General features: G+C 72.8%; 28 protein-coding genes and 2 riboswitches. Of the genes, 18 read left to right on the top strand and 10 right to left on the bottom strand.

Annotation, left to right across the window (positions count from 1 at the left end):
• Nucleotides 1-76 precede the first annotated feature (76 nt).
• From recR to H488_RS29915, 4 genes are all read left to right on the top strand, one after another.
• Nucleotides 77-673: a recombination mediator RecR gene (gene recR, locus H488_RS29930; protein WP_017833883.1), complete on the top strand. Its 597-nt coding sequence runs from the start codon at nucleotides 77-79 to the stop codon at nucleotides 671-673.
• A 96-nt stretch (nucleotides 674-769) separates the two neighbouring features.
• Nucleotides 770-2,056, top strand: a complete 1,287-nt coding sequence (locus H488_RS29925) for an aspartate kinase (RefSeq protein WP_017833882.1) — start codon at nucleotides 770-772, stop codon at nucleotides 2,054-2,056.
• An 85-nt stretch (nucleotides 2,057-2,141) separates the two neighbouring features.
• Entirely contained in the window at nucleotides 2,142-3,077 is a 936-nt protein-coding gene (locus H488_RS29920; protein ID WP_017833881.1) for a hypothetical protein, read from the top strand.
• Nucleotides 3,074-3,451 (top strand): Rieske 2Fe-2S domain-containing protein, encoded by a 378-nt coding sequence (locus H488_RS29915; RefSeq protein WP_017833880.1) that lies wholly within the window; start codon nucleotides 3,074-3,076, stop codon nucleotides 3,449-3,451. Before H488_RS29920 ends, H488_RS29915 begins: the two co-directional genes overlap by 4 nt.
• Before the next feature lie 7 nt (nucleotides 3,452-3,458).
• Here H488_RS29915 and H488_RS38415 read toward each other — a convergent pair whose 3' ends face one another.
• Both H488_RS38415 and H488_RS29910 read right to left on the bottom strand, forming a co-directional pair.
• The gene (locus H488_RS38415; RefSeq protein ID WP_017833879.1) at nucleotides 3,459-4,073 is read right to left on the bottom strand and encodes a helix-turn-helix domain-containing protein; all 615 of its coding nucleotides are present in this window, start codon (nucleotides 4,071-4,073) and stop codon (nucleotides 3,459-3,461) included.
• On the bottom strand, nucleotides 4,070-4,618 hold the full coding sequence (locus H488_RS29910) for a hypothetical protein (RefSeq protein ID WP_017833878.1): 549 nt from the start codon (nucleotides 4,616-4,618) through the stop codon (nucleotides 4,070-4,072). The genes H488_RS38415 and H488_RS29910 overlap by 4 nt, the downstream gene beginning before the upstream one ends.
• 189 nt (nucleotides 4,619-4,807) lie before the next feature.
• Here H488_RS29910 and purS point away from each other — a divergent pair, with 189 nt between their 5' ends.
• The 5 genes from purS to cls all read left to right on the top strand — a co-directional run bounded on the left by purS (nucleotide 4,808) and on the right by cls (nucleotide 10,320).
• Nucleotides 4,808-5,071: a phosphoribosylformylglycinamidine synthase subunit PurS gene (gene purS, locus H488_RS29905; protein WP_031283211.1), complete on the top strand. Its 264-nt coding sequence runs from the start codon at nucleotides 4,808-4,810 to the stop codon at nucleotides 5,069-5,071.
• A 2-nt stretch (nucleotides 5,072-5,073) separates the two neighbouring features.
• The gene (gene purQ, locus H488_RS29900) at nucleotides 5,074-5,868 is read left to right on the top strand and encodes a phosphoribosylformylglycinamidine synthase subunit PurQ (RefSeq protein WP_017833876.1); all 795 of its coding nucleotides are present in this window, start codon (nucleotides 5,074-5,076) and stop codon (nucleotides 5,866-5,868) included.
• A 17-nt stretch (nucleotides 5,869-5,885) separates the two neighbouring features.
• Nucleotides 5,886-8,183, top strand: coding sequence for a phosphoribosylformylglycinamidine synthase subunit PurL (gene purL, locus H488_RS29895; protein ID WP_017833875.1), 2,298 nt, complete (start codon nucleotides 5,886-5,888; stop codon nucleotides 8,181-8,183).
• Between the two features lie 93 nt (nucleotides 8,184-8,276).
• Nucleotides 8,277-8,795, top strand: coding sequence for a GNAT family N-acetyltransferase (locus H488_RS29890; RefSeq protein WP_017833874.1), 519 nt, complete (start codon nucleotides 8,277-8,279; stop codon nucleotides 8,793-8,795).
• 31 nt (nucleotides 8,796-8,826) lie between these two features.
• Nucleotides 8,827-10,320, top strand: coding sequence for a cardiolipin synthase (gene cls, locus H488_RS29885; RefSeq protein ID WP_017833873.1), 1,494 nt, complete (start codon nucleotides 8,827-8,829; stop codon nucleotides 10,318-10,320).
• Between the two features lie 16 nt (nucleotides 10,321-10,336).
• Here the strand turns inward: cls and H488_RS36625 are convergent, their stop codons facing one another.
• The 4 genes from H488_RS36625 to H488_RS29870 form a co-directional block, all read right to left on the bottom strand.
• Nucleotides 10,337-10,720, bottom strand: a complete 384-nt coding sequence (locus tag H488_RS36625) for an anti-sigma factor (RefSeq protein ID WP_373419176.1) — start codon at nucleotides 10,718-10,720, stop codon at nucleotides 10,337-10,339.
• A gap of 413 nt (nucleotides 10,721-11,133) precedes the next feature.
• On the bottom strand, nucleotides 11,134-11,697 hold the full coding sequence (locus H488_RS0118535; RefSeq protein ID WP_017833870.1) for an RNA polymerase sigma factor: 564 nt from the start codon (nucleotides 11,695-11,697) through the stop codon (nucleotides 11,134-11,136).
• A 129-nt stretch (nucleotides 11,698-11,826) separates the two neighbouring features.
• Complete coding sequence (locus tag H488_RS29875) at nucleotides 11,827-12,513, bottom strand: class F sortase (RefSeq protein ID WP_017833869.1); 687 nt, start codon at nucleotides 12,511-12,513, stop codon at nucleotides 11,827-11,829.
• A 101-nt stretch (nucleotides 12,514-12,614) separates the two neighbouring features.
• Entirely contained in the window at nucleotides 12,615-13,433 is an 819-nt protein-coding gene (locus H488_RS29870; protein ID WP_017833868.1) for a DUF4397 domain-containing protein, read from the bottom strand.
• A gap of 81 nt (nucleotides 13,434-13,514) precedes the next feature.
• Between H488_RS29870 and H488_RS29865 the strand changes: the two genes are divergently transcribed.
• Complete coding sequence (locus H488_RS29865) at nucleotides 13,515-13,898, top strand: SDR family oxidoreductase (protein ID WP_081615795.1); 384 nt, start codon at nucleotides 13,515-13,517, stop codon at nucleotides 13,896-13,898.
• Between the two features lie 39 nt (nucleotides 13,899-13,937).
• On the opposite strand, the gene H488_RS29860 is transcribed toward H488_RS29865, so the two are convergent.
• Complete coding sequence (locus H488_RS29860; protein WP_017833866.1) at nucleotides 13,938-14,156, bottom strand: hypothetical protein; 219 nt, start codon at nucleotides 14,154-14,156, stop codon at nucleotides 13,938-13,940.
• A 160-nt stretch (nucleotides 14,157-14,316) separates the two neighbouring features.
• Between H488_RS29860 and H488_RS29855 the strand changes: the two genes are divergently transcribed.
• Entirely contained in the window at nucleotides 14,317-15,447 is a 1,131-nt protein-coding gene (locus H488_RS29855; RefSeq protein ID WP_017833865.1) for a baeRF2 domain-containing protein, read from the top strand.
• A gap of 93 nt (nucleotides 15,448-15,540) precedes the next feature.
• Here H488_RS29855 and H488_RS29850 read toward each other — a convergent pair whose 3' ends face one another.
• The 3 genes from H488_RS29850 to H488_RS29840 all read right to left on the bottom strand — a co-directional run bounded on the left by H488_RS29850 (nucleotide 15,541) and on the right by H488_RS29840 (nucleotide 18,522).
• Nucleotides 15,541-16,959, bottom strand: coding sequence for an LLM class flavin-dependent oxidoreductase (locus H488_RS29850; protein WP_017833864.1), 1,419 nt, complete (start codon nucleotides 16,957-16,959; stop codon nucleotides 15,541-15,543).
• A 78-nt stretch (nucleotides 16,960-17,037) separates the two neighbouring features.
• Nucleotides 17,038-17,152, bottom strand: a riboswitch (SAM riboswitch).
• Nucleotides 17,153-17,294: 142 nt separating this feature from the next.
• A complete protein-coding gene (locus tag H488_RS29845; protein WP_017833863.1) occupies nucleotides 17,295-17,759 on the bottom strand; it encodes a CoA-binding protein in 465 nt (154 codons plus the stop codon).
• 85 nt (nucleotides 17,760-17,844) lie between these two features.
• Nucleotides 17,845-18,522, bottom strand: coding sequence for a maleylpyruvate isomerase N-terminal domain-containing protein (locus tag H488_RS29840; RefSeq protein WP_017833862.1), 678 nt, complete (start codon nucleotides 18,520-18,522; stop codon nucleotides 17,845-17,847).
• A gap of 107 nt (nucleotides 18,523-18,629) precedes the next feature.
• A riboswitch (SAM riboswitch) is annotated at nucleotides 18,630-18,734 on the top strand.
• Between the two features lie 5 nt (nucleotides 18,735-18,739).
• Here H488_RS29840 and H488_RS29835 point away from each other — a divergent pair.
• The 7 genes from H488_RS29835 to H488_RS29810 all read left to right on the top strand — a co-directional run bounded on the left by H488_RS29835 (nucleotide 18,740) and on the right by H488_RS29810 (nucleotide 25,529).
• On the top strand, nucleotides 18,740-19,573 hold the full coding sequence (locus tag H488_RS29835) for an ABC transporter ATP-binding protein (RefSeq protein WP_017833861.1): 834 nt from the start codon (nucleotides 18,740-18,742) through the stop codon (nucleotides 19,571-19,573).
• 95 nt (nucleotides 19,574-19,668) lie between these two features.
• Nucleotides 19,669-20,712 (top strand): aliphatic sulfonate ABC transporter substrate-binding protein, encoded by a 1,044-nt coding sequence (locus H488_RS29830; protein ID WP_017833860.1) that lies wholly within the window; start codon nucleotides 19,669-19,671, stop codon nucleotides 20,710-20,712.
• Nucleotides 20,709-21,530 carry an ABC transporter permease gene (locus H488_RS29825; protein ID WP_017833859.1) on the top strand — a complete coding sequence of 274 codons (822 nt, stop codon included), beginning with the start codon at nucleotides 20,709-20,711 and terminating at the stop codon, nucleotides 21,528-21,530. The genes H488_RS29830 and H488_RS29825 overlap by 4 nt, the downstream gene beginning before the upstream one ends.
• A gap of 59 nt (nucleotides 21,531-21,589) precedes the next feature.
• Nucleotides 21,590-23,716, top strand: coding sequence for an AMP-binding protein (locus H488_RS29820; RefSeq protein WP_017833858.1), 2,127 nt, complete (start codon nucleotides 21,590-21,592; stop codon nucleotides 23,714-23,716).
• 207 nt (nucleotides 23,717-23,923) lie between these two features.
• Nucleotides 23,924-24,682, top strand: coding sequence for a succinate dehydrogenase (locus H488_RS29815; protein ID WP_081615793.1), 759 nt, complete (start codon nucleotides 23,924-23,926; stop codon nucleotides 24,680-24,682).
• A 5-nt stretch (nucleotides 24,683-24,687) separates the two neighbouring features.
• A complete protein-coding gene (locus tag H488_RS38245; RefSeq protein ID WP_017833856.1) occupies nucleotides 24,688-24,810 on the top strand; it encodes a hypothetical protein in 123 nt (40 codons plus the stop codon).
• Nucleotides 24,807-25,529 carry a 2Fe-2S iron-sulfur cluster-binding protein gene (locus H488_RS29810; RefSeq protein ID WP_017833855.1) on the top strand — a complete coding sequence of 241 codons (723 nt, stop codon included), beginning with the start codon at nucleotides 24,807-24,809 and terminating at the stop codon, nucleotides 25,527-25,529. The genes H488_RS38245 and H488_RS29810 overlap by 4 nt, the downstream gene beginning before the upstream one ends.
• Nucleotides 25,530-26,789: the final 1,260 nt, after the last annotated feature.

The raw sequence follows: 26,789 nt of genomic DNA, 5'->3' as shown, positions 1-26,789 counted from the left end.
CGCACCGGCACCCCGGTGACGTCGTGGCCGAGGACGATCAGGAGGGCCGTGCACCGGCCCGGAAATCGAGGGAAACGTGTACGAAGGCGCTGTTCAGGATCTGATCGACGAGCTGGGCCGGTTGCCCGGCGTCGGGCCGAAGTCCGCGCAGCGGATCGCGTTCCACCTCCTCGACGCCGACAAGGAGGACGTCCGGCGGCTGGCCGACGCCATGACGGCGGTCAAGGACAAGGTGAAGTTCTGCCGGATCTGCGGGAACGTGTCCGAGCTGGACGAGTGCGCCATCTGCCGCGACGCCCGCCGGGACGACAGCGTCATCTGCGTGGTCGAGGAGTCGAAGGACGTCATGGCCATCGAGCGCACCCGCAGCTTCCGCGGCCGGTACCACGTCCTGGGCGGGGCGATCAGCCCCATCCAGGGCATCGGCCCCGACCAGCTGCGCATCCGGGAGCTCATGACGCGGCTCTCCGGGGACACCGTGCAGGAGGTCGTGCTCGCCACCGACCCGAACCTGGAGGGTGAGGCCACCGCCACCTACCTCTCCCGCATGCTCAAGACCCTCGGGATCCGCGTGACCCGCCTGGCCTCCGGGCTGCCCGTGGGCGGCGATCTCGAGTACGCCGACGAGGTGACCCTCGGCCGCGCGTTCGAGGGCCGGACGGTCGTCGCCTGACGCACTCGCGTAGGATGTCCTGGTGCCCTGCCGCGGGGAGCGGGCGCACGGCCCGGCCCAGACCGCCGGCCGCCCTCGAGCACAGGAGTTGAACCCATGAGCCTGATCGTGCAGAAGTTCGGTGGATCCTCCGTCGCGGACGCCGACGGCATCCGCCGCGTTGCACGGCGGATCGTCGAGACGCGCAACAGGGGCCACGACGTCGTCGTCGTCGTCTCCGCGATGGGCGACACCACGGACGAGCTCCTGGACCTCGCCCACGAGGTCACCCGCAAGCCCCCGGCCCGCGAGCTCGACATGCTGCTCACCGCCGGCGAGCGGATCTCCATGGCGCTGCTGGCCATGGCGGTGTCCGGGATGGGCGCTCCCGCCCAGTCCTTCACCGGGTCGCAGGCGGGGATGGTCACCGACGGCGCGCACGGCGCCGCCCTCCTCGTGGAGGTCAATCCGCTGCGAGTGCGCGAGTCCCTGGACCAGGGCAACATCGCGATCATCGCCGGGTTCCAGGGCGTGCACCGCCAGACCAAGGACATCACCACCCTGGGCCGCGGCGGCTCGGACACCACGGCCGTGGCGCTGGCCGCGGCCCTCGACGCCGACGTCTGCGAGATCTACTCCGACGTCGACGGCGTGTTCACCGCCGACCCCCGCATCGCGCCCAGGGCCCGCAAGCTGGACGTGGTCAGCAGCGAGGAGATGCTCGAGCTCGCCGCGAACGGCGCGAAGATCCTGCACCTGCGCTGCGTCGAGTACGCCCGCCGCTTCGGCGTGAAGCTGCACGTCCGCTCGTCCTTCTCCCACAACGAGGGCACCTGGGTCATCCCGGGCCCCGAAGACGCCGTCACCTCCCCGAAGGAGATCCCGTTGGAACAGCCCCTCATCTCCGGCATCGCCCACGACCGCACGCAGGCAAAGGTCACCGTCGTCGGAGTGCCGGACAAGCCCGGCATCGCCGCCCGGATCTTCCGGCTGCTCGCGGAGGCGAAGGTCAACGTGGACATGATCGTGCAGAACATCTCCACCGGCGACGACCCGCTGACGGACCTCTCCTTCACGGTGGACGAGTCCCAGGGCGATCTGGCCATGAGCCTGCTGCGCGCCGCCGAGGAGAAGATCGGCTACGCGGGCCTGGAGTACGACGACGAGGTCGGCAAGCTCTCCCTCGTGGGCGCCGGCATGAAGTCGAACCCCGGGGTGACCTTCACGTTCTTCGAGGCGCTCGCGGCCGCGAACATCAACATCGACATGATCTCGACCTCCGAGGTCCGGATCTCGGTGGTCACGGCCGCCGACCGGCTCGACGAGGCCGTGCGCGTGGTGCACAGCGCCTTCGGCCTGGACTCCGACGAGGAGGCCACGGTCCACGCGGGGACCGGCCGCTGATCCCCGTGCCGCGCTCCACCGGTCCGTCGACGACGGGGCGGGTCCCGTGTTTTCGAAAACCTTTTTCAGCCCCTCGNCGGGTCCCGTGACCCGCCCCGTCGTCGTCCTGTCCCGCGCGGAGTGGGCGCCGCGGTCGCACGCCCACGAGCAGCGCGCGGCGCGCCGCGCGGACCCGTTCGTGGCCCGCCGCCACCGCGGGCACAAGCACCCGGTCGAGGACTTCCTGTTCACCTACTACACCCTCAAGCCCGCGCAGCTGAAGCGCTGGCACCCCGGGGCGGGCACCGTGCTGCTGGACGCCGCGGACCGCGCCGGGGAGAAGTTCTACCGCGCGCTCACCGGCGCCGAGCTCACGGCCCTGGGGCTCAGCGCCCGGGACGGGGCCGTGACCGTGGACGACGACGCCCTCCGGGACCGGCGGGCCCCCGCGATCGACTTCGCCCGGGCGGTGCTGGGCGCGCACGCGGGCAACCCGGGCTTCTTCGGCTGCTTCGGCCTGCACGAGTGGGCGATGGCCTACCGCTCGGAGGACAACGACCTCCGCCACGAGCAGCTCGAGCTGCGGCTCGGGGCCGCGGGCACCGACGCCGTGGTGGAGTCCGCCCGGATCCGGTGCACCCACTTCGACGCGTTCCGGTTCTTCCAGCCGCAGGCCGTGCCGCTCAACGAGCTGCGGCCCACCCGGGAGTCCCAGCGCCGGATGGAGCAGCCGGGCTGCCTGCACGCCACCATGGACCTCTACAAGTGGGCGTACAAGCTCGTCCCGGGGATCCCCTCCGAGCTGCTGATGGACTGCTTCGAGCTGGCGTGGGACGTGCGGGAGACCGACATGCGGGCCGCCCCCTACGACCTCTCCGGCTGGGGCTACGAGCCCGTGCAGATCGAGACGCCGGATGGCAAGGCCGAGTACGTGCGCCGGCAGCGGGAGTTCGCCCGGCGCGCCGAGCCGCTGCGCCGCCGGCTCGGCGCGGCCCTCGAGGTCCTCGACCCGGCCCGCGCCACCGACGGGGCGGCGGCGTGAGCGCGCCCGGGGAGCCCGCCGGCGGCTGGGAGCGGATCGTGGCGGTCTCCGCCGTGCCGGGCCCGCTCGACTTCGTGACGGCGCCCTCCAGCACGGGGCCGGTCCTCGTCACCCGTGACGCCGGGGGCGCGCTGCACGTGCTGCGCAACACCTGCACGCACCAGCAGGCCACCGTGTGCCGGGAGTCCGCCGGGCGCGCCGAGACGTTCGAGTGCCCCAACCACTTCTGGGTCTTCGCCGCCGACGGGCGGTTCGTGGGGTCCCGCCTGGCCCTGGCGGCCGGCCGGGAGGCACCGCCGGACCCCGCCAAGGACCTCCTGCGGGCGGCGGCGGTCGACGTGGTCGAGGGCTGGGTCGTGGCCCGCTTCGGCTGAGGCGGGGTCAGTGCGGCGCGGGCGCGCCGTCGTCGTCGCGCCGCTGCCGCCCGGCGAGCCAGGCCTGGACGTCCGAGCGCCGGATCCGGCGGTGGCTGCCCCGGTACTGCACGGGCAGGGTGCCCTCGGTGGTGAGGTTGCGCAGATAGGTGGCCGAGATCCCGGCGAGCGCGGCCGCCTGCGAGGTGGTCAGCAGGTCCTCCGGGGAGTCGGGGGCGGCCCCGTCCTCGCCGTGGCGGGCGAGCCAGTCCTGGACGTCCGCGCGCCGGATCCGGCGGTGGCTGCCCCGGTACTGCACGGGGAGGACGCCCTCCGTGGTGAGGTTGCGCAGATAGGTGGCCGAGATGCCGGCGAGCGCGGCCGCCTGCGAGGTGGTCAGCAGGTCCCCGGGGTCCGCCGGCGGCTCCGCGGCGGAGGTCACCGCGGCGGACGTCACCGTGACGGTCTCCCCGCGGGTCATCCGGGAGAGGAGGTCCACGACGGCGTCGCGCGCCCCCTCCGGCAGGCGCAGGGAGGTGCCGTCCACGAAGACCGTCACGTCCCGGGCCTCGAGGGCGTCCGCGAGCCGCTCGGCCTCCCGGCCGCTGAGTCCGGGGGTGGTCGTCGCTGGGTGCTGGGTCATGGGCCCATTGTTCCAGCACCGCCCCGTCCCCCTCCGCCGGCGGCGGACCGGGCTCGGTCCGTCCCGCGCCGCCAGCGGAGGACGGCGAGCCACAGCAGCACCCCCGCCAGGCCCATCGTGCCGGGCACGAGCACGGGGGACGGCCCGACGGCCCCGCTGGTCGCCGCCCACAGCCGGGCCGCGCCCGACATCGCGTCCCAGGCCTCGGCGTACCGCGGGTCCAGCGGTCCGGCCCGCAGGTTCGCCAGGACGTGCTCGTAGACGCCGTAGGCGCTGCCGAGCACGGAGACGACCGCGGCGCCCCGCACGGTGCGCGCCGTCCCGGTGGTGCGCCGCACCAACCACGCCACGGCTCCGAGCAGCAGCACGGCCAGCACCGCCCACGGCACCAGCTGGGCGGGTCCCTGCCAGTGCCGCAGCATCGCCAGCTCGGTCAGGGCGCCGAGAACCGTGCCGATCCCCAGCAGGGTCAGGACCCGGCGGTAGACCGAGACCAGGCGTGCGTCGTCGGTGCGGGCCCCTGCGGTCTGCGGTGCGGTGCTCATGGCACCACGGTCTACCGGACACGCCTTGGAGAATCCCGGGGGGCCCACCGCCCGGGCGGCCTGCCGGCAGGTGACCCCTACCACACCCGGCGGGCGGTCCGGGCCCGGCACGACCGGCGTGCCCGAGCCGATAGAATGGCTGACGTTCGCCGGATCCCGGCCCGCTGCTCGACCCTCAGGAGTTCCCCGATGGCCCGCATTGTTGTCGACGTCATGCCCAAGCCCGAGATCCTCGACCCGCAGGGGAAGGCGATCGCCAACGAACTGCCCCGCATCGGCCTGGACGGCTTCGCCGGTGTCCGGCAGGGCAAGCGCTTCGAGCTGACCGTCGACGGCGAGGCCACCGAGGACGCGCTGGCCCAGGCCCGCGAGGCCGCGGAGAAGCTGCTCTCCAACCCCGTCATCGAGGACGTCGTGCGCGTGGCCGTGCTCGACGAGACCGAGGAGAACTGAGCATGGCCGGTCTCGAGACCCCCCTCATCGCGGACCTCTCCGGCCCCGCGCCGGACGCTGGGCTCGCCGGAGCGCGCGTCGGCGTCGTGACCTTCCCCGGCACCCTCGACGACCGCGACGCGGCGCGCGCCGTGACGCTGGCCGGGGGCACCCCCGTCCCCCTCTGGTACGCCGACGAGGACCTGCAGGGCGTCGACGCCGTGATCCTGCCCGGCGGCTTCTCCTACGGCGACTACCTGCGCGCCGGGGCCATCGCCCGGTTCGCCCCCATCATGGCGCCGATCATCGACGGCGCGAACGCCGCGGGCACCTCCGGGTCCGCCCCGCTGCCGGTCCTCGGGATCTGCAACGGCTTCCAGATGCTCACCGAGTCGCACCTGCTGCCGGGTTCCATGATCAAGAACGAGCGCCTGAAGTTCCTGTGCCGGGACCAGCGCCTGCGCGTGGAGAACAGCACGACCGTGTGGACCACCGAGTTCGAGCAGGGCCAGGAGATCGTGGTCCCGCTCAAGAACCAGGACGGCCAGTACGTGGCGGACGAGCGGACCCTCGACGCCCTCGAGGCCGAGGGCCGCGTGGTCTTCCGCTACGTCGGGGGCAACCCCAACGGGTCCCGGCGGGACATCGCCGGGATCTGCAACGCCGGCGGCAACGTGGTGGGCCTCATGCCGCACCCCGAGCACGCGGTCGAGCCGGGCTTCGGCGCGGACTCCTCGGCCTCCGGCGAGGTCGGCATGCGCGACGGCACGGACGGGCTGGGCCTGTTCGTCTCCGCCCTCAAGGCACTGGTCAAGTAAGGGACACCGAGCACTCCATGAGCGACAAGCACTTCAACCTGGACACCGTCGAGCACGCGACGGCCACCCCCGACACCGAGCTGCCCTGGGCCGAGCTGGGCCTCAAGGACAACGAGTTCGAGGAGATCAAGAAGATCCTCGGCCGCCGGCCCACCGCCGCGGAGCTCGCCATGTACTCGGTCATGTGGTCCGAGCACTGCTCCTACAAGTCCTCCAAGGTCCACCTGCGCCAGTTCGGCGAGAAGGTCACCGAGGAGATGAAGAAGGACCTGCTGGTGGGCATCGGCGAGAACGCCGGCGTCACCGACCTCGGGGACGGCTGGGCCGTGACCTTCAAGATCGAGTCCCACAACCACCCGTCCTACGTGGAGCCCTACCAGGGCGCCGCCACGGGCGTCGGCGGGATCGTGCGCGACATCATCTCGATGGGCGCCCGGCCCGTGGCCGTCATGGACCCGCTGCGCTTCGGGGCGATCGACCACCCGGACACCGCCCGCGTGGTGCACGGCGTGGTGGCGGGCGTGGGCGGCTACGGCAACTCCCTGGGCCTGCCCAACGTGGGCGGGGAGGTCGTCTTCGACTCCTGCTACCAGGGCAACCCGCTCGTCAACGCGCTCGCCGTGGGCGTGATGCGCCACGAGGACATCCGCCTCGCCAACGCCTCCGGCGTGGGCAACAAGGTGGTGCTGTTCGGCGCCCGCACCGGCGGCGACGGCATCGGGGGCGCCTCCGTGCTCGCCTCGGAGTCCTTCGACGACGCCAAGCCGTCCAAGCGGCCGGCCGTCCAGGTCGGCGACCCGTTCGCGGAGAAGGTGCTCATCGAGTGCTGCCTCGAGCTGTTCAAGGGCTCCCTCGTGGAGGGCATCCAGGACCTGGGGGCCGCGGGCATCTCGTGCGCCACCTCGGAGCTGGCCTCCAACGGGGAGGGCGGCATGCACGTGGACCTGACCCAGGTGCTCCTGCGCGACCCCACCCTGACCCCGGGCGAGATCCTCATGTCGGAGTCCCAGGAGCGCATGATGGCGGTCGTGACCCCCGAGAAGGTCGCCGCCTTCGAGGCCGTGATGGACAAGTGGGACGTCGAGCACTCCTGGATCGGCGAGGTCACCGGCACCGGCCGGCTCGTGATCGAGTGGGACGACGAGGTCATCGTCGACGTCGACCCCCGCACCGTCGCCCACGAGGGCCCCGTCTACGACCGGCCGTACACCCGGCCCGCGGACCAGGACCGGCTCCAGGCCGACCGCTTCGCCGGATCCCCGGCCGACGCCGGGCGACCCTCGGGCGCGGAGCTCAAGCACGCCGTCCTCGAGCTCATGGCCTCCCCGAACCTCTGCGCCAAGGACTGGGTCACCGACCAGTACGACCGCTACGTGCAGGGCAACACCGCCATGGCGATGCCCGACGACGCCGGGGTGGTCCGCGTGGACGAGGAGACCGGCCTCGGCGTGGCCCTGTCCACCGACTGCAACGGCCGCTACGCCTACCTGGACCCGTACGCCGGCGCGCAGCTGGCCCTGGCCGAGGCCTACCGCAACGTGGCCACCGCCGGCGCCCGCCCCGCGGCCGTCTCCGACTGCCTGAACTTCGGCTCCCCCGAGGACCCGGAGACCATGTGGCAGTTCGCCGAGGCCGTGCGCGGGCTCGCCGACGGCTGCCAGCAGCTGGGGGTGCCCGTGACGGGCGGCAACGTCTCCCTCTACAACCAGACCGGCGGCGTGGCCATCCACCCGACGCCCGTGGTGGCGATGCTGGGCGTGCTCGACGACGTCCGGCGGCGCACGCCGTCGGGCTGGCGCGAGGACGGCCAGGCGATCTACCTGCTCGGGACCACCCGGGACGAGCTGGACGGCTCCGAGTGGGCGAACCTGCGCGGGCACCTCGGCGGGCTCCCCCCGGCCGTGGACCTCGCCCAGGAGAAGCTGCTCGGCGACCTGCTGATCAACATGTCCCGCGACGGCATGATCGACGCCGCGCACGACGTCGCCGAGGGCGGCCTCGCGGCGACCCTCGCCGAGATGGCGCTGCGCTTCGACACCGGTGCGCGCATCGGGCTGGGCGAGGTGTGCGAGCGCGACGGCGTGGACCTGTTCACCATGCTCTTCTCCGAGACCCAGGGACGGGCCGTGGTGGCCGTGCCGCGCAGCGAGGAAGTACGGTTCAAGGACATGTGCACCATGCGCGCCTATCCGCACACGCGGATCGGCGTGGTGGACACCGAGAACCGCGCGCTGGACGTGCAGAGCGAGTTCGGCATCGGCCTGGACGAGCTCCGCACCGCGCACGAGGGCACGCTGCCGAAGCACTTCGGCTGATCCGCCGGGGGCGGATCCCCGCCCCCGGCACCCCGCTCCACGGATCCACCCAGTCCACCCTCGGCACCCGGACCCGCAGAAAGCAGCACCAGCATGACTGAGGACCTCGAGGCCCAGCGCCCCGCACCCGTCCTGGAGACGGAACGGCTCCTGCTCCGCCCCTTCACTGCCGAGGAGCTCGACGCCGTGGCGGCCGGCGAGCACGGCGCCCACTTCGCCCACGGCTTCCCGACCGCCGAGGACATGGACTTCGCCCGCGAGTCCCTCATGGCCGGGGGCTACTTCTTCACGGAGTCCGTGTACGCGCGGATGGCCGTCGTGGAGAAGTCGACCGGCGAGATCGTCGGCACGGCCGGCTTCGTGGGCCCGCCGATCGACGACGAGCTCGAGATCGTGGGCTCCCTCGCCGCGGACCGCCGGAACCTGGGCTACGCGCAGGAGGGCATCACCGCGCTGCTCGGCGTCGCGTTCGCGGACCCCGCGGTCACCGGGGTGCGCGCCAGCGTGCCCGGGGACAACGCGCCGGCCGCGCAGGTGCTCGTCGCCGCGGGCTTCGTCCACCGCGAGACCCCCGGCCCGGAGACCGACTACGTCCTGCCGCGCCCCGCGTAGACCGCGCGGCGCCGGAACCTAGACTGGCGAGGTGATCCCGGCCCTGTTCCCCTTCAGCGGCATCCCCGCGCACCTCCTCCCGGAGACCGCGACGATCGTGGTGCTGGTGCTGGGGCTGCTCATCAACCTGGTGGCCCTGGGCTGGATCCCGCACAACCGGCGGCCCTCCGTGGCCCTGGCCTGGCTGCTCGCGATCTTCCTGCTGCCCTACGTGGGGATCCTGCTGTTCCTGGCCATCGGCTCCGCCAAGCTGCCGAAGAAGCGGATGGCGATGCAGGCGAAGATGAACGACGTCATCCGCGAGAACACCCCGGACCTCCACATCCTGGGCAACACGGACGAGGAGCTGCCCGAGTGGGTGGCCTCCACCGCGGCCCTGAACTACAAGCTCGGCGCCCTGCCCATGGTCGGCGGCAACTCCTTCGAGATCCTCACCGACAACCACGAGGCGATGCGGATCATGGCGGACGCCGTGGACCGGGCCCGGGACTACGTCCACTTCGAGTTCTACATCGTGGCCATCGACGACGCCTCGCGTCCCCTCCTGGAGTCCCTGGTGCGCGCCCACCGGCGGGGGGTGCGGGTGCGGGTGCTCATCGACCACCTCGGCTCCGTGGGCTACCCGGGGTACCGGGGGATGATCAAGCGCTTCGACGAGGCCGGGCTGCCGTGGCAGCGCATGCTGCCCGTCCGGCCGTGGAAGGGCGAGTGGCAGCGGCCCGACCTGCGCAACCACCGCAAGATCCTCGTGGTCGACGGCTCCCTGGCCTACACGGGTTCGCAGAACATCATCCACCGCTCCTACAACAAGCGCCGGAACCGCCGGAAGGGGCTCGAGTGGAAGGACCTGATGCTCGAGTGCACCGGTCCCGTGGTCGCCGAGCTCAACGCCCTGTTCACGAGCGACTGGTACTCCGAGACCGGCGACCTCCTGCTCGACGAGGCCGCCCGCGACCTCCCGGACACCCAGGGGCCGGTCTTCGCCCAGGTCGTGCCCTCCGGCCCCGGGTTCGAGACGGAGAACAACCTGCGCCTGTTCAACCATCTGATCTACAACGCCAACGAGCAGATCGTCATCGCCAGCCCGTACTTCGTCCCGGACGAGTCGCTGATGCACGCGCTGACCACCGAGGCGCAGTCCGGGGTGGACGTGCGGCTGTTCGTGGGCGAGACCTCGGACCACTTCCTGGCCTACCACGCCCAGAACTCCTACTACCAGGAGCTCGTCGAGGCCGGCGTGAAGATCTACCGGTACCGCTCCCCCACCGTGCTGCACGCCAAGTTCGTGCTCGTGGACGACTACGTCTCCGTGATCGGCTCGTCCAACATGGACGAGCGCTCGTTCGCCCTGGACCTCGAGGTCTCCGTGTTCATCGCGGACCGGGACTTCCGGCGGCGGATGGACGCGGTGGTCGCCGAGTTCCTCGAGGCCAGCACCCTGCTGGACTTCGACGCGTGGAACCGGCGGCCGCTGTGGCACAAGTACGCCGACAACGTGGCCCGGCTGACCTCGGCCCTGCTCTGAGGGGCCGAGCCCCCGCTCAGACCTCCAGGACGCCGCGCACGATCGAGTCCCCCGAGTGCGTCGGGTCGCCGTCGATCGGCTCGTTCGAGACGTCCACGACCGGGAACTCGCCGACGTCCAGGTTCTCGGGCAGCACGAACACGGCCTCGTCCCCTGCCATCACGCCGAGGCTGACCATCCGCTGCGCGTCGGGGGCGAGCAGCCAGACCTCCTTGAACCCGTCCACGTCGGCGGGGTCGGTCCGCACCACCAGCTGACGGGTCCCGTCCGGGCGCTCGTCCACCTCCGCCGAGCCGCGGGCGGTGTAGCCGGCGAGGGGCTCGAGCTCCGCCGTGGCCAGCACCGTGGGGTCCGGCTCAAGGCCCAGGCGCTGCGCGCCCCAGACCGAGACGCCGCCCACGAGCAGCGCCGCGGCGGCCGCGGCTTTTCGAAGAGGTTTTAATGCAAGGAGNGTCGAGGTCGACGACGGTCGCCCCGCCGCGCCCTGCGCCGTCGTCGCCCCGCGGGCCGGCCGCGGAGCCCGTGGGGGCGCCGACGGTGCCGGCGCTGTCCTCGGCGGCGGTGTCGCCGCGGGCGCCGTCCCGGGTGCCGGCGAGCGGATCCGCCGCGACCTCGTCGGAGAGGCCCAGCTCGGCGTGGATCGCAGCCCAGACCCCGGGGCCGGGCGCCGTCACGGCGGGCGCCTCGGCCCGGGCGGCGTGCACGACGCGCTGCAGGGACGCGAGCTCGGCCGTGCAGTCCGCGCAGGAGGCGACGTGCTCCCGGCTCTGGGGGTCGAGGGCCTCACCCAGAGCCAGGAGCGTCAGCGACTCCTCACTCAGGTGTGCCATGACCGTCTCCCAATCGTGTTCGTAGGTTCGTGAGGCCGCGCCTCAGATGACTCTTGACCGTGCCGAGGGGCAGGTCCAGGTGCTGTGCGATCTGCTGGTGCGTGAGCTCCTCGTAGAACGCCAGCGCCATGATCGTCGACTTCGGGGGCCCGAGCCGCTCGACCTCCGCCCGCACCACGAGCCGGTCCACCAGCAGGTCCGACTCCTCGTGCCGCGGCTCCCGGTCGGTGCGCACCGCGTCCGCCTGGCGCCGCTCCGCCTCGCGGCCGGCGGTCCTCGCGGCGTCGGCGATGCAGTTGCGCGCGATCCCGATGAGCCAGGCGGGGGCCGAGGAGTGCTCGGGGCGGTAGCCGGACCGGTACTTCCACGCCCGGATGAAGACCTCCTGCACCACGTCGTCGGCACCCGCGGCGTCGCGCAGCGCCCGGAGGGCGAGACCCCGGATGACCCCGGCGCAGTGCCGGTACGCGGCACTCAGCGCCTGCTCGTCCCCCGCGGCGAACGCGGCGTCGAGCTCGGGTCCCCAGTCCGGGGGCGGCGGCGGCATCGTGGAAGGACTCCTCGTGGGGCGGAGGTCGTGGTCGCGGGCGGCCGGGCGGTGCCCGGGCGCACGAGTCCTGCCCAGCCTAGTGGACACCGGCCATCCGGTCATGCGCCTCTCGCCTCCCTCCGCCGCTCAGGGCACCGGGACCGCCCGCAGCACCACGTTGTCCTCGTAGTCCCCGATCTCCTCGAGCCACTCCCCGCCGCACGTCACGAGGTGGAGCACCGGCTCGCCGGTCCGGCGGAACAGGTCCGCCTCCGCGAGGGACTTCTTGTGCACGTGCTGGACGGACTCGGTGCGGTAGCGCTGGACGCTCCCGTCCGCGCGCTCCACGCGGACCTCCGCCCCGACCGGCACGTCCTTGAGCTGCGCCATCGGCGTGACCTCGGTGAGGGTGTCGACGTGGCCGGCGACGACCGCGGCGCCCTCGTCCGCCCCGGGGGACGGACCGTACCGGTACCAGCCCAGCTCCACGTGGTTGTCCGGGATGGTCATGGCCCCGTTGTCCTCGACCCCCACCGGGACCACCGGCATGTCGATCGGGGAGCCGTCCACGACCACCCGCACGGGGGCGGGGACCTTCTCGGCGGGCGCCTGGGTGGCGGGAGCGACCGGGATCTCCGCGGGTGCCGCGGCGGACTGCGCCGGGGCCTCCGCGGAGACCGGACGGTCGAGGCCGGCGAGTGCCGGCACCGCCTCCTCGCCCTGGTACGGTCCCGCCGCCAGGGAGTTCGCGGGCGGCACGGCCCCGCTCTCCGGGAGAGCGGTGACGGCCGCTGCCGCGAGCAGGGACACCGAGGCGACCGCCCCGGCACCCACCGCCGCCAGACGACGACGACGGGTGCCGGGAGTTGTCGGTCCGGGCGCGCGGTGGGCCGCAGCCTGCCGCGCACCCGGACCGTGCCTGTCAGGACCGCTCACTACCGGCGGTTCCCCGCGAGCACCCGGCGGGCACCGTACGCCGCGCCGATCAGCCCGAGCGCACCGGCGGCCGCGAGGCCGGCGGTCAGCATCGTGCGCTGCTCCTGGGCCGCGAGGCCGGACTGGCCGCCCGGCACGGCCTCGGGCGCCTGCTCCATGCCCTCCAGGGTCTGGACGGCGAGGTCCAGGTTCCCGGCCTCGAGGGAGCCCCACGCGTACACGATGTTGTGGGTGCCCTCGGCGAGCTCGAGATCGGCGGGGCCGATGACGGGCTCGGTGGTGCCCGCGGCGGCCACGGACGCCGAGACCGTGCCGGCGTCGACCGGGAGGGTCTCCTCGTTCGGGTTCTCGAGCCCGGTGATGATCGCCTGGTCGCCCGCGAGGACGTCCACGGCCGGGGCCGCGGCCACGTGCCGGACGGTCAGGTGCGACTTCCCGGCCTCGATCTCGGACATGTCGTTGGTGAACAGGGCGGCCGTGGGGCTGCCCTCGGCGTCGAGGTGGGCCGCGGCCGTGTAGCTCATCCCGGTCTGCAGGTCGGCGGTGACGGGACCGATGATCGGCTCCGAGGCGTCGGCGGCGTCGGGGGCCGTGATGGCCAGGTCGTAGCTGCCGGCGGGCAGCTCCAGCGGGCCGGCCAGGGTGCCCGGCTCGAAGTCGTCGAGGGTGAGTTCACCGTTGACGTAGACGTCCACGACGGTGTCGGGGACGCCGTGGAGCACGGAGAGCTCGGCGTGCTCGGCGGCGAACGCCGGGCTCATGCTGAGGGCACCGGCACCGAGGCCGAGGACTGCTGCGGCGGAAAGGGTCTTGCGCATGGTAACTGCTCCTTGAACGGGCTCCCTGGCGGAAGCGGAATCGACCTTGCACCCGTACTACCGCCGTGGACCCCTCCGTGGATGCAGCAGGTCACATTTTTTCCGGGAAGTTTTTCCGGGCCCGTTCCGCACCACCATGAAGAGGGCGGCGCCGTAGCCCGCGCGGCGATCCCGCTGCTCCGGGCCTCCGGACGGGGAGCGATCGTCAACGTGGCCTCCGAGGCGGCCCTGCGCGGCTCCGCCGCGGGCGCGGCCTACACCGCCTCCGAGCACGCCGTGGCCGGGCTGACGAAGAGCACCGCCCTCACGCACGCCGCGGACGGCATCCGCACCAACGCGGTCGCCCCCGGTGCCACGGCCACGGCAGAGCAGGTCGCCGCCGTCATCGCCTTCCTCGCGAGCGACGACGCCTCCAACGTCAACGGCGTGATCATGCCCTCGGACGGCGGCTGGTCCGCGGTGTGACGCACCGCGCGGGGTCCTTGCCCCCGCGCGGTGCGCGGCTCACTCCTCCTCGAGCGTGGAGACCTCCTGCGGCTCGTCGAGGACGACCTCCTGGTCCTGCTCCACGAGGTCGTCGGGGTTCGCCTCGAGGGAGGACGCCTCCGAGCGGTCGGGCGCGTGCACCGGAGCCTCCTCGTCCTGGTCGTCGAGATCCTGCTGATCGGCGTCGATCGACTGCTCGAGCCGGTCGGCCTCGTCGTACTCGGGTACGTCGCTCATGACTGCCTCCTGCGTCGTGGGACCTGCGGGACCACCGGCCGTGGGGCCGGTCGTGTGCCTCCGACCCTACTCGTCGGGTCGTCTGTTCCCAGCCCCCTGGTGGTCGGATAACGTGGTCTGCACCACAGGAAGCACCGCTCAACAGCAGGAGTTGTCGATCATGACGAGCCGATTCCACCGCTACGCCGAACTGTTCAAGAGCAAGGGCCCCTGGTGCACCGTGTACACGGACATCAGCACCGGCACCGTCGACTCGCTGCACGCCATCGACGTGCTTCCGGAGAACATCTGCCGAGAGCTGGAGCGCCAGGGTGCGAGCAAGGCCGACCTCGCCGCGGTGGAGGCCGCCGTGCGCCCGGCCGAGGGCGTGCCGGACCCGGTGTGCCGGTACCTGCTGGTGCGCGGAGGCACCGTGGAGATCGACGAGGTCCTCCCCGGGCCCCGGGCCGGCAGCGGTGTCGTCCAGGTGGAGGACGTCCCCGATCTCACTCCCCTGTTCCGGCACCGCCCGGACGACTTCCCGTACGTGGTCGCCGAGGTGGGCCGGGACGGCGGCGAGATCTGCCTCCAGCACGCCAGCCGCGTCCGGGCCGCGGACGAGCAGCAGATCGAGGGCGAGACCGAGCACCTGAAGAAGTTCCCCGGGGGCGGCTGGTCGCAGGGGCGCTGGCAGCGGCACACGGAGGACGTGTGGCGGCGCAACACCGAGCAGGTGGCCGAGCAGATCGACAAGGTCGTGGCCGAGAGCGGGGCCCAGCTCGTCGTCCTGGCCGGGGACCTGCGGGCCCGGGGCCTGGTCGAGGAGCAGCTGTCCAAGGCGAGCCGGGGGATGCTGAGCGTCGTGGACGCCAACACCCGGGCGGAGGGCAGCAAGTCCGCCGACTTCGACCACCAGGTCGAGGAGCGCGTGGCGGAGGTCGTGGCGCACCGCCAGCAGGCGCTGCTCGAGCGGCTCGCCGAGCAGCAGGGACGCGCGGACCCCACCGCCGTCTCGGGGATGGCGCCCGTGGTCTCCGCCCTGCAGCAGGCCCAGGCGGAGACGCTGCTGATCGACGACACCCACCTGGACACGGAGCAGCAGCTCATCGCCCTGGACGCCGAGCCGTGGATCGCCCTGGAGGAGTCGGAGGCCGTGGGCGCCGGCGTGCTGGGCCGGGTCTCCGCCGACGCCGCGCTGGTGCGCGCCGCGGTGCTGACCGACGGCCGCCCCGTCTTCGTGCCGCCGGGGGCGCTGCCCCACGGCACGGACGTCGCGGCCCTGCTGCGCTGGAGCGCCGCACCGGCGTCCTGACCCGGCACGGACGAGGGGCCCCCGCACGCGGGGGCCCCTCGTCCGTGCCCTGCCCCGTGCTCTCGGCGGAGCCGCGGGGTCAGGGGACGGGGGTCAGAGGGCCAGCTGGCGGGCGGGGGTGTCCGCGGCGGAGGGCCTGCCCGCGTAGGCGCCCCGGAACGCGGCGGCGGGGTGGGTGCCGAGCACCTTGGTCTGCCCCTTGCCGTAGAGGTTCTCGCGCAGCGTGGTGCCCTCGTAGCCGGTGCGGTAGCGGCCGCGCTTCTGCAGCTCCGGCACGACCCACTCCACGAAGTCCTCGAACGAGCCCGGGGACACGTGGTAGGCGAGGTTGATGCCGTCCAGCCCGCCCTCGTCGATCCACCGCTCGAGCTCGTCGGCCACGGTCTGCGGGGACCCGACGATCGGCACGCCCATGCCGCCCATCGAGATGTGCTTGGCGACCTCCTTGATCGTCCACTTCTTGTGCGGGTCGGCCGTGGTGAAGGGGGTCAGGAAGGACTGGATCGAGTCGGTCTTGATGTACTCCAGGACGTCGTTCTCGTCGTAGCGGCCCAGGTCCAGCCCGGACCAGCCGCCCACGAGGCCCAGCGCGCCGTCGGTGTCCGCGTACCGCTCGTAGTCGCGGCGCTTCTGCTCGGCCTTCGCGTCGGTCTCGTCGACGATCACGTGCAGCATGGCGAAGATCTTGAGGTCGTCCCGGTTCCGCCCGCCGGCCTCCGCCTCGTCGCGCAGCTTGTCGGTCACCACCCGGGTCAGGTCCGGGCGGATGCCGCCCACGAACACCGCCTCCGCGTGGCGGCCGGCGAACGCCCGCCCGCGGGAGGAGGCCCCGGCCTGGAAGATCAGCGGCGTGCGCTGCGGGGACGGCTCGGTCAGCCCGATGCCGGGGACGTCGAAGTACCTGCCGTGGTGCTGGATCGGGTGGACGAGCGCCGGGTCGGCGAAGACCCCGTTGACCCGGTCGCGCCGGACCGCGCCGTCCTCCCAGGAGCCCTCCCAGAGCTTGTAGCAGACCTCCATGAACTCCTCGGCGATCTCGTAGCGCTCGTCGTGGGAGATCTGCTCCGTCAGCCCGTGGTTCTCGGCGGCCGACTTCAGGTAGGACGTCACCACGTTGAAGCCCATCCGGCCCTTCGTGAGGTGGTCGAGGGTCGCGAACTTCCGGGCGAGCGGGTACGGCTGCTCGTAGGTGATCGCGCTCGTCACGCCGAAGCCGAGGTGCTTCGTCACGGCCGCCATCGCGGAGATCTGCATGAAGGGGTCGTTGACCGGGATCTGGGTGGCGTCCCGGATCACCGGGGCCGCGGAGTTCTGGTAGACGTCGTAGTACCCGACGACGTCCGCGAGGAACAGCGCGTCGAAGAGCCCCTTCTCCAGGACCTGGGCGACGTCCGTCCAGTACTCGATCGTGTTGTACTCGTCCGCCCGGGAGCGGGGGTGCTTCCACAGACCGGGGGCCTGGTGGCCCACGCAGGTCATGTCGAAGGCGTTCAGGGCGATGCGCTTGCTCATGGGGTGTTCCTCCCGGGTCGATGCCGACCCGCGCCCGTGCGTCGTGGAGACCTGCCCGCGGGTCCGACGCACTGGTGGGCGCCGTACTTGCCGCGGAGCACGTGCACCGCGGCCCGATGTTCATCTGGGGCACCCCGCTACGGGAGAGGGTTGCCGCCCGACCAGCCAGAGCTTCGTGTCGGGACTCGTCATCGTCGTCGGGGGACAGCTTAGCGGGTGGCCCCTGACCGGGTGCAACCCCTGTGCGGTCCCGCCGCACGGGGACGGTCCCGGCCCGCATCGGGCCTGCGCCCACCCGGTTCGGGCGGCTCCGCCGGGTCGCTCAGCCGGGTCTTTCAGCCGGGCGGGGCGAGCGGCGGGGTCCGGCCCGGGTCCAGGGTCCAGCCCCGCCGGAGCAGGGACCGGAGCTCGATCAGGGGGCAGGTGTCCATGACCACGTCGAGGCCGGCCCGCTCCGCCCGGGCGGCGGCGTCCTCGTCGACGACGCCCAGCTGCAGCCACACCGCGGCGGCGCCCACGGCGATGGCCTGGTCCACCACCGCGCCGACGCGGCGGGAGTTCACGAAGCAGTCCACCACGTCGATCGGCCCCGGGACCTCGGCGAGCGTGCGGTGGCCGGGCTCGCCGTGCACTGGCTCGCCCTTCGGGTTGACCGGGACGATCGTCATGCCGAGGTCGTCCCGGATCCGCTTCGCCACCGAGTGCGCCGGACGGGCCGTGTTGCCGGTCAGCCCCACCACGGCCCACCGGCCGGGCCGTGTCATGAGGCGGTCGATGACGGCGGGGTCGTTGCGGCTCATGCCCCCAGCCTGGCACGGAACCCGTTCCCCCTCCTTCTTCCTCCGCGGGATTGCACGTGTCGGCGACCTCGCGGAGGGGGGAGGGTCAGGAGAAGAGCGGCAGGAGGTCCGCGTGCGCGCCCAGCTCCGCACGCTCCTGGGCGGTCAGCTCCGCCCGGCCGGTTCCCACGCGGGCGAAGTGCTCGTCGCTCCAGTGCTCGAGCGGTTCCCGCTCCCACAGGTCGGTGAGGACCCGGCGGACCTCGGCGAGCCCGTCCACGGCGGGACCCGGGGAGCCGTCCAGGTGCTGGATCAGGTCCAGGTGGTGGACCGTGGCCTCCACCGCGAGGGTGCTCAGCAGGTCCTCGACGCGCAGCACGTGCCCCTGGGTGCGGACCGCGCCGTCGCCGCAGTGTTGCGCGGCGTGCACGAGCGCCCGGGTGGTCTCGCGGTGGAGGGCGCGCACCGGCTCCCAGTCCAGGACCATGGACGCGGCCACGCGGGTGTGGCGCCGGGCCTCGGCGGCCCCCGCGGGATCGCCGCCCCAGTCGGTCCAGTAGGTCGCGGCGTCCCGGTCGGGGCGGGCGGTGGTGGGCGTGTGCAGCGCGACCAGCCCCCGCAGGGCGTCCATCGCGCAGTGGTGGGTGAGGTCCCGGACCGACCACCCCGGGCAGCCAGTGGCGGCCCAGGAGTCGTCGTCGCCGAGCCCGTCGAGGACCGCGCCGAACGCCGCGCAGGCGTCGCGTACCAGGTCCGCCCGGGCCGGGCTTCTGCGGCTCGTCATGGGTCCATGGTGGGGCACGGAGGGCTCCCGTGCCAGCGATGTGTCGCGATCACCACGGATGCGACGGATTTGCCAGGGAACACGCCGAGGACGTTCAATTGGTGGTGTAACCATCCGGAGCGGCTGAGAGACCTGGCTCGTCGACGTCGCAGCAACCGGCACGGATCCGTCTGATCCTCCGTGCGAGGTGCTAATGCCAGGACCGATGGAGTTGATCATGAGCACTTCCCTGCTGGGCTCTGCGCCGGCCACCGCACCGGGCACCGCGAAGCGCGCCTTCTCCGTGGCCTTCGAGCACGTCGGCAAAGCCTTCCCGTCCGGCCGCGAGACCCACCACGTCCTGCAGGACGTCGACGTCACGGCCCGGCCCGGCGAGGTCCTGGCGGTCCTGGGGCCCTCGGGGTGCGGCAAGTCCACGCTGCTGCGGGCCGCGGCGGGGCTCGACACCGCCTCGGCCGGACGGGTGCTCATCGACGGCACCCCCGTGTCCGGCATCGACCCGCGCTGCGCGGTCGCCTTCCAGGAGCCCCGCCTGCTGCCGTGGCGCTCGGTGCGCGAGAACGTCCGCCTGGGCCTGCCCCGCGGACTCCCCCGGGACGAGGGGGACGCCGTGATCGACGACCTGCTGCGCCTGGTGGGGCTCACCGCGCACGCCGGCCACCGTCCCCGCGCGGTCTCCGGCGGCATGGCCCAGCGCGCGTCCCTGGCCCGGGCCCTGGCCCGCAATCCCGGGGTCCTGCTGCTCGACGAGCCCTTCGGCGCGCTCGACGCCCTGACCCGCCTGAAGATGCAGGACCTGCTGCTCACGATCCACGCGGCCCAGCCCACCACCGTCCTGCTCGTCACCCACGACGTCGACGAGGCGCTGCAGCTCGCGGACCGGATCGTGGTCCTGGGCCGGACCGGGCCCACCGCCCCCGCCTCGATCAGCACGATCCTCGCCGTCCCCGGCGAGCGCCCCCGGGACCGGGCCTCCGAGGTCCTCGCCGAGCTGCGCGTGCAGCTCCTCGGCCACCTCGGCGTCGACACCCACCACCCCGCGACCCGCTGACGCGGCCCACCCCCACCCCGACTCCCCTCCCCGGACCAGCGGCGGCACCCGCCCGCGCCGCCCGGCACCGTCCGTCCACCACGAAAGGCTCCGCCATGCCCCTGCCCCAGCGCTCCGTCCGCACCGTCCCCGCACTCGCCGCCGTCCTGGCCCTCGGCCTGACCGGGTGCATGGCCGGTGAGGGCTCCGGTGAGCCGCCCGCGGAGGCCGCCGGGGACGGCACCGTCCGCGTGGACTGGGCCACCTACAACCCGCTCTCCGTGGTGATCAAGGAGAAGGGCTGGCTCGAGACCGCGTTCGCCGAGGAGGGCATCGAGGTGGAGTGGGTGCAGTCCGCCGGGTCGAACAAGGCCAACGAGGCGCTGCGTGCGGAGGCGGTGGACATCGGCTCCACCGCGGGCTCCGCGGCGCTGCTGGCCCGCAGCAACGGCACCCCGATCCGGGTGATCGACCTCTACTCGCAGCCGGAGTGGTCCGCCCTGGTCACCACCGCCGGCAGCGAGGTGCAGGAGGTCGCGGACCTCGAGGGCCGCACCGTGGCCGCGACCAAGGGCACCGACCCGTACTTCTTCCTGCTCCAGGCCCTCGACGAGGCCGGGGTGGACGCCGGGGACGTCACGATCCAGAACCTGCAGCACGCCGACGGCCGCGCCGCCCTGGAGAACGGCCAGGTGGACGCCTGGTCCGGGCTCGACCCGATCATGGCCGCCGCGGAGGAGAACGGCGCGGAGCTGTTCTACCGCAACGTCGACTTCAACACCTACGGCTTCCTCAACGCCCACGAGAGCTTCCTCGAGGAGCAGCCCGAGGCCGCCCAGACCGTGGTGGACGTCTACGCCTACGCCCGGCAGTGGGCGCAGGAGAACACGGAGGAGACCGCGCAGCTGCTCGCCGAGGCGGCCGGGATCGAGCTGTCCGTGGCCGAGAAGGTGCTCGAGCGCACCAACCTGGACATCGACCACGTGCCGGGCGACGAGCAGCTGGCGGTCCTCGAGAAGGTCGGGCCGATCTTCGTGGAGTCCGACGACGTGGCCGGCCAGGAGCAGATCGACGAGGCGCTCGGGAGCATCGTGGAGAGCTCCTACGCCGAGAACGCCGACGCCTCCCGCGCGGCCGAGCTGGTCGGGGCCGGGCAGTGACGCAGCCACTGGCCCCCGCCGAGGAGGCGCAGCGTCTCGAGGACGCCCCCGCCGCGGCCCCCCGGCGGCGGCCGCTGCTGCGCACCGGGCTGGGCCTGCTGCTGCCCGCCGCGCTGCTGGTGCTGTGGCACGTGCTGTCCACCGCCGGGATCTTCAGCGCCGTGCAGCTGCCGGCCCCGCTCGCGGTGCTCGAGGCCGGGATCGGCCTGCTGGCCGGCGGGGACCTGTGGACCCACGTGGGCATCTCGACCCAGCGCGTGCTGATCGGCTTCCTGATCGGCGCCGGGCTCGGCCTCGTGGCCGGGTCCTTCATCGGTCTCTCCCGCTGGGGCTCCACGCTGGTGGGCCCCACGATCGGGGCGTTCCGCGCGGTGCCGTCCCTGGCGTGGGTGCCGCTGCTGCTGCTGTGGATCGGTCTCGGCGAGGACTCCAAGGTCACGCTGGTGGCCATCGGCGCGTTCTTCCCGGTCTACACCACCGTCTCCGCGGCCCTGCAGCACGTGGACCGCAATCTCATCGAGGCGGCGCGGGCGTTCGGGCTGCACGGGCTGCGCCTGCTCACCACGGTCCAGCTGCCGGCCGTCATGCCGTCGGTCATCTCGGGGCTGCGCCTGGCCCTGGCCCAGGCGTGGCTGTTCCTCGTGGCCGCCGAGCTGCTGGGCGCCTCCATGGGCCTGGGCTGGCTGCTCACCGACTCGCAGAACAACGGCCGCACCGACCGCCTGCTCCTCGCCATCGTGCTGCTCGCGGTGCTCGGCAAGGCGACGGACGCGCTGCTGGGAGTCTTCGAGAAGTGGGCCGCCAAGAAATGGGCCTGACACGTGCGCCTGGCACAGTGGAACCGTCGTCCGTGCCGGCCGGAAAGGACAGCAGCACCGTGAGCTTCAGCTGGAGCGACCCCTCCTCCCCCACCCCCAATCCCGCCCTGGTCTCGGACGAGGCCCGGATCGCCTTCTGGGAGGCGCAGGCGTCGCGCCTCGACTGGGCGCGGCCGTGGACCACCGCGCACCGCTTCGAGGCCCCGCGGCGGCTCGGGACGGACGAGCAGGGCGGCCCCACCTGGTCGGTCCCGGAGATCGCGTGGTTCGAGGGCGGCAGGCTCAACGTGGCCCACAACTGCGTGGACCGCCACGTCGAGGCCGGCCGCGGCGCCCACGTGGCCCTGTACTTCGAGGGGGAGCCCGGGGACCGGCTGGTCTACACCTACGCCGACCTGCAGCGGGAGGTCTCCCGCGCCGCCAACGCCCTGCTCGCCCTGGGCGTGGAGCAGGGCGACCGGGTGGTGATCTACCTCCCCGTCATCCCGGAGACCGTCATCATCACGCTGGCCTGCGCCCGCATCGGCGCGGTGCACTCCCTGGTCTTCGGCGGGTTCTCCGCCGAGGCGCTGCGCTTCCGCGTCGAGGACACCGGCGCCAAGGTCCTCGTGACCACGGACGGGCAGCACCGGCGCGGCGCCGTGGTGCCCGTGAAGGCCGTGGCCGACGAGGCCTGCAGCGGTGACAACGCGGTCGAGCACGTCGTCGTCGTGCGCCGCACCTCCCGGCCCGGGCGCACGGACCTGCCGCGGGGCACCCGGGGGACGCACTCCAAGGAGGAGGACGCGGTCCCGTGGACGCGCGGGCGGGACGTGTGGTGGCACGAACTGGTCGCCGAGCAGTCCGACGTGCACGTGCCCGAGGCGTTCGACGCCGAGACGCCGCTGTTCATCATCTACACCTCCGGGACCACCGGACGGCCCAAGGGCCTGGTGCACACGATGGGCGGCTATCTCGTACAGACCGCCTACACTCACGCGCTGCTGTTCGACCTGCTGCCCGACGTCGAGGACGAGGACGGCGCACTGCGCCCGGACGAGCTGGCCACCGTCAACGACCCCGCGAAGGTGGACTCGACCGTCCACTGGTGCACCGCGGACCTCGCGTGGGTCACCGCGCACACCTACGAGATCTACGGGCCGCTGGTCAACGGCGTGTCCGAGGTGATCTACGAGGGCACCCCGAACACCCCGCACTGGGGCCGGCACTTCGAGGTGATCGAGCGCTACGGGGTCACCGCCTACTACACGGCGCCCACGCTGATCCGCTCCCTGATGGGCGCGTTCCCCAAGGGCGTCCCGCCGCTCTACAACCTCAACTCGATCCGGCTGCTCGGCTCCGTGGGCGAGTCGATCAACCCCGAGGCCTGGCGCTGGCTGCGCGCGCAGCTGGGCAGGGACGAGGTGCCGTTCGTGGACACGTGGTGGCAGTCCGAGACCGGCGCCACCGTGATGTCCCCAAGGCCGCACGACCCCCAGTTCGCGCCCCCGGGGACGTTCGACGACGGAGCCCCGCGCACCGCGCTCAAGCCCGGCTGCGCGACCCGGGCGGTCCCGGGGATCTCCACCCGCGTGGTCGACGAGGCCGGGGAGACGGTCCCGCCCGGGGTGCAGGGCTTCGTGGTGGTGGACCGGACCGGCCCCTCGATGGCCCGCACCGTGTGGGGCGACCCGCAGCGCTACCTGTCCTCCTACTGGGAGTCCTACGCGGAGCAGGGCTGGTTCCTGGCCGGGGACGGCGCCCGCTACGACGAGGAGGGCGACATCTACATCCTGGGGCGGGTCGACGACGTCATCAACGTCTCCGGGCACCGGCTGTCCACCATCGAGATCGAGTCGGCGCTCGTCACCCACCCGTGGGTGGTGGAGGCCGGCGCGGCACCGGTGCGCGACGAGCTGACCGGGCACGCGGTGCTCGCCTACGTGGTGCTGACCCCCGAGGCCGCCCGGGTCCCGGCGGAGGAGCTGACCGCTGCCCTGCGCGAGCACGTGGCGCACGAGATCGGGCCGATCGCCAAGCCGCGGGCGGTCGTGGCGGTCCCCGACCTGCCGAAGACCCGGTCCGGGAAGATCACCCGGCGGCTGCTCGCGCAGCTGTGGGAGGGCGCCCCCCTCGGCGACCGGTCCTCGCTGCAGAACGAGGAGTCCCTCGAGCGCATCGCCGACGTCCTGGCCGCACGGCGCTAGCCCCCGCCGCGAGGGGTCGCTTCCGGCGCTCCTCCGGCCGCGGGGGGTCGCTTTCGGTCGGAATGAGCTGCTCGCACCGGCGGAAAACGACCCCTCGCGCCGCCGCGGAGGCGGGAAACGACCCCTCGGCGCGGCTCCGTGACGGTCCGCGACCCCCTCCGCAAGGACGTTGAGACTTGTGACGTCTCAGCCCGCACCGCCCCTAGGATGAATGCCGTGAACGACTCCCCCCGCCCCGCAGGCACGGCCCGCTCCGCGCCGGACGGGCTGCTGCCCGCCCTGCCGAACACCGACCTCAAGCTCGCGATGGCCGCCTCCGGCGCCCTGTTCTCGGGCTACGTGCTGGTGCACATGATGGGGAACCTGAAGGTCTACCAGGGCGCGCAGAAGTTCGACGCCTACGCCGAGCTCCTCCGCACGGCGGGCGCCCCCGTGCTGCCGCGCGGCACGGTGCTCTGGGCGGCCCGCGGCGTGCTCGCAGCCGGCCTCGTGGTCCACACGGGCGCCGCCGCGGTGCTCACCGCGCGGTCCTGGGCGGCGAACGGGACGCTGCTGCCGCGCACCGGCCGGCGTCCGCGGGGCCGTCGTCGCTCCCCGTGGACGGTGGCGAAGCGCTCGATGCGCAGCACGGGCGGCGTGCTCGGGCTGTTCACCCTCTTCCACGTGCTCGACCTGACCCTGGGCGCCCGGCCCGCCGCGGCCCGGGGCTTCGAGCACGGCAGCGCCCACGCCAACCTCGTGGCCAGCCTCTCCCGCCCGCCGGTGGCCGCCGCCTACGCCCTGTCCATGGCGGCACTGGCCGCCCACCTGGTGCACGGCATCCCGGAGATCGCCAATGACGTGGGCGTGGGCGGTGACCGGCGCTTCCAGCGGCGGCTGCGGATCGCCGCGAACGCGTTCGGCGCCGCGGTGGCCGCCGGCAACACCACGATCCCGGTGGCCGTGCTGACCCGCGCGGTGCGCTGAGCCCCGTGGCCGCCCTTCCCCGCCTGCGGGACGACCTCCCGCGGGACGCCCTGTTGCGGGACGACGTCCTGCAGGACGACCTTCTTCGAGACGACTTTCTTCGAGACGACAAGGACCCGAGCGAGTGAGCACCTTCTCCCTGACCGTGGACGTGTGGCGCCAGCCCTCCCCGGAGGAGCCCGGGGACTTCACGGCCTACGACGTCCCGGACGCGAGCCCGGACATGACCGTGCTCGAGCTGCTCGACCGGATCAACGCGCAGCTGGAGGCCGCCGGAGAGGACCCGGTGGTCTTCGACGACGGGTGCCGCGAAGGGGTCTGCGGCAAGTGCGGGGTGACGGTCGACGGCGTGGCGCACGGCCCCGAGCGCAACGCCGCGAGCTGCATGCAGCACCTGGGGGCCTACCGGGACGGGGACCGCGTGCGCATCGAGCCGTTGCGGGCGGCGTCCTTCCCGGTCAAGCGGGACCTCTCCGTGGACAAGAAGGCGCTGCGCCTCGTGGCGAAGGCGGGCAAGTTCCCGGTGGCGATGAAAGCCCTGGCCAACGGCGGCTGCATCAGCTGCGGGGCGTGCGTGGCGTCCTGCCCCAACGGGTCCGGCCAGCTGTTCGTGGGCACGATGCTGCGGGAGCTGCCGCCGCTGGCCAAGGACGACGCCGAGCGCCGGGAGCGTTCCGCCCGGGTGATCGACGCCTCCGAGGAGCAGTTCGGGCCCTGCTCCCTGCTCGGCGACTGCGTGGAGGTCTGCCCGGCCGGGCTGCCGATCGAGAACCTCTCCGCGGTGGCGCAGGAGAACCTGCGCAACCGTTTCCCGCGCCGGAGCAGGGACGCCCCGGACCCCGGATGACCCGGCGCGGCGCGCCTTGCCGCCCGGTGACGTGACTGCTACCTTTCGGGCACGCCCCCGAGACCATGAGGTGGATCACATGAGCGAGCGCCCCGGAAAGATCGTCCCCGAGCAGGGCGAGTTCGACTACGAGCCCGACGACCGTGAACCTGCCCGCCCGGCGGCGAAGACCTGGCTCTTCCGCGGCCTCGGCCTGCTGCTGGCCTTCCTGGTCTGGTTCCTGCTCGGCGGCGCGGACGTCTCGGCCGACGCCCGGGTGGTGGGTGCGGTCGCCACGCTGATGGCGGTCTGGTGGATGACCGAGGCGGTGCCGCTGTCCATCACCTCGCTGCTGCCCATCGTGCTCTTCCCGGTGCTCACGGCGCTCACCGTGGCCGAGACGACCGCACCCTACGCCAACCCGATCGTGTTCCTGTTCCTCGGCGGCTTCCTGATCGCGATCGCCATGCAGAAGTGGAACCTGCACCGCCGGATCGCGCTGCTGACCCTGCGCCGGGTGGGCACCCACCCGCGGCAGATCATCCTCGGCCTGATGATCTCCACGGCCTTCCTCTCCATGTGGGTCTCCAACACCGCGACCACGCTGATGATGCTGCCGATCGGGCTGTCCGTGCTGACCCTGGTGGTCGAGAACAGCCGCAACGCCGGCACCCGGGCCGAGACCGAGGCCATGGGCGAGGACATCCGCGGCGGCAAGGCCATCAGCGACGTCATCGACGATCGCGACGTGCGCCTGTTCGGCGTGGCCCTGGTCCTGGCGATCGCCTGGGCCGCCACCATCGGCGGCCTCGGCACCCTGCTGGGGTCCCCGCCCAACGCCATCGTGGCCGGCTACATCAGCGACGAGCTGGACCGGACCGTGGGCTTCGCGCAGTGGATGATGCTCGGCGTGCCGATCGTGGTGGTCTTCATCGGTCTCGCCTGGCTGCTCATCACCCGCGTCATCTTCCGCTTCAACCTGGCGGAGGTGCCCGGCGGCAAGGAGCTGATCAACGAGGAGATCGCCGCCCTGGGGCCCATGAGCAAGGGCGAGAGGACCGTCCTGGCCGTGTTCGTCATCGCCGCGTTCTTCTGGATCGTCCCGGGGCTGCTGTCCGGCATCGGCACCATCGGCGAGCAGCTGCCCTGGCTGGACCTCTTCGACGACACGGTGGTCGCCATCGGCGCCGGCGTGCTGCTCTTCCTGCTCCCCGGGGACAAGCAGGGCAACATGACCCTGGAGTGGAAGGACGCAGATCGGAAGAGCGTCGTGTAGGGAAA

The sequence above is a fragment of the Kocuria sp. UCD-OTCP genome, assembly GCF_000349605.1.
GTDB lineage: Bacteria > Actinomycetota > Actinomycetes > Actinomycetales > Micrococcaceae > Kocuria > Kocuria rosea.
Note: the sequence above shows the minus strand (reverse complement) of the source record. Positions and strands in the feature narration are given on the sequence as shown.

What these genes read in the sequence shown, in the direction of transcription:
- H488_RS38415 (WP_017833879.1), bottom strand. Translation starts at nt 4,073, where the DNA reads ATGACCCAGCACCCAGCGACGACCACCCCCGGACTCAGCGGCCGGGAG.
- H488_RS29850 (WP_017833864.1), bottom strand. Translation starts at nt 16,959, where the DNA reads ATGAGCAAGCGCATCGCCCTGAACGCCTTCGACATGACCTGCGTGGGC.
- H488_RS29925 (WP_017833882.1), top strand. Translation starts at nt 770, where the DNA reads ATGAGCCTGATCGTGCAGAAGTTCGGTGGATCCTCCGTCGCGGACGCC.
- purL (WP_017833875.1), top strand. Translation starts at nt 5,886, where the DNA reads ATGAGCGACAAGCACTTCAACCTGGACACCGTCGAGCACGCGACGGCC.
- H488_RS29910 (WP_017833878.1), bottom strand. Translation starts at nt 4,618, where the DNA reads ATGAGCACCGCACCGCAGACCGCAGGGGCCCGCACCGACGACGCACGC.
- H488_RS0118535 (WP_017833870.1), bottom strand. Translation starts at nt 11,697, where the DNA reads ATGCCGCCGCCGCCCCCGGACTGGGGACCCGAGCTCGACGCCGCGTTC.
- H488_RS29845 (WP_017833863.1), bottom strand. Translation starts at nt 17,759, where the DNA reads ATGAGCCGCAACGACCCCGCCGTCATCGACCGCCTCATGACACGGCCC.
- H488_RS29815 (WP_081615793.1), top strand. Translation starts at nt 23,924, where the DNA reads ATGAATGCCGTGAACGACTCCCCCCGCCCCGCAGGCACGGCCCGCTCC.
- H488_RS29860 (WP_017833866.1), bottom strand. Translation starts at nt 14,156, where the DNA reads ATGAGCGACGTACCCGAGTACGACGAGGCCGACCGGCTCGAGCAGTCG.
- purS (WP_031283211.1), top strand. Translation starts at nt 4,808, where the DNA reads ATGGCCCGCATTGTTGTCGACGTCATGCCCAAGCCCGAGATCCTCGAC.
- H488_RS29835 (WP_017833861.1), top strand. Translation starts at nt 18,740, where the DNA reads ATGAGCACTTCCCTGCTGGGCTCTGCGCCGGCCACCGCACCGGGCACC.
- purQ (WP_017833876.1), top strand. Translation starts at nt 5,074, where the DNA reads ATGGCCGGTCTCGAGACCCCCCTCATCGCGGACCTCTCCGGCCCCGCG.
- H488_RS29840 (WP_017833862.1), bottom strand. Translation starts at nt 18,522, where the DNA reads ATGACGAGCCGCAGAAGCCCGGCCCGGGCGGACCTGGTACGCGACGCC.
- H488_RS29865 (WP_081615795.1), top strand. Translation starts at nt 13,515, where the DNA reads ATGCAGCAGGTCACATTTTTTCCGGGAAGTTTTTCCGGGCCCGTTCCG.
- H488_RS29870 (WP_017833868.1), bottom strand. Translation starts at nt 13,433, where the DNA reads ATGCGCAAGACCCTTTCCGCCGCAGCAGTCCTCGGCCTCGGTGCCGGT.
- H488_RS29830 (WP_017833860.1), top strand. Translation starts at nt 19,669, where the DNA reads ATGCCCCTGCCCCAGCGCTCCGTCCGCACCGTCCCCGCACTCGCCGCC.
- H488_RS29890 (WP_017833874.1), top strand. Translation starts at nt 8,277, where the DNA reads ATGACTGAGGACCTCGAGGCCCAGCGCCCCGCACCCGTCCTGGAGACG.
- H488_RS29855 (WP_017833865.1), top strand. Translation starts at nt 14,317, where the DNA reads ATGACGAGCCGATTCCACCGCTACGCCGAACTGTTCAAGAGCAAGGGC.